Annotated in this window: 1 protein-coding gene; it reads left to right on the forward strand. The window is 54.2% G+C overall.

Annotated features, from left to right (window positions below; translation table 11 throughout):
- Positions 1-579 (forward strand): DUF6531 domain-containing protein (locus tag F8N96_RS34855; protein WP_224794182.1); only part of this gene is annotated, 579 nt, incomplete at both ends.

Consider the following 579-nt stretch of genomic DNA (forward strand, 5'->3'; position numbering starts at 1 on the left):
GTTTCTACGCAAGTGATTTGAACGTTGAAAGCGTGCTGGGTAGAGGGTGGGTGCTGCCGTGGGAACAAAGTCTGCGCAGAAGTGGCAGCTTCGTCTACCTCACTGATAACCAGGGGCGCAGTGTGCCTTTTGTTGACGTCGAACCTGGCGATCGCACCTACAACCCTTATGAGCAAATCCATCTGGTTCGCACTGAGGGCGGTCACTACCTCCTACAGACACTCGACAACACTTTCTTCTATTTCGGCGAAGTGCCGGACGACGATACTGCTGTTCAGTTGCAGCGCATTGAAAATGCCCTGGGCCATTACCTGCACTTCACCTATTCGGCCGACAATACGCTTACCGACATCAGCGTCCCGGGCGGTGTTCGTGTTCACCTGCATTACGACAATCCTCTGGGTCGCCTGACCGATGTCAAGCGTGTGGTCGACAACCTCGCCGTCGAAACTCTGGTGCAGTACCGTTACGACGAAAATGGTCAACTGATCGAAGTGATCAATCGCAACAACGATTCCGTTCGACGTTTCAGCTACGCTGATGGCGTCATGGCCAGTCACAGTAACGCCCTCGGCCTGA

Source organism: Pseudomonas fluorescens (assembly GCF_902497855.1).
Lineage (GTDB): Bacteria > Pseudomonadota > Gammaproteobacteria > Pseudomonadales > Pseudomonadaceae > Aquipseudomonas > Aquipseudomonas fluorescens_BI.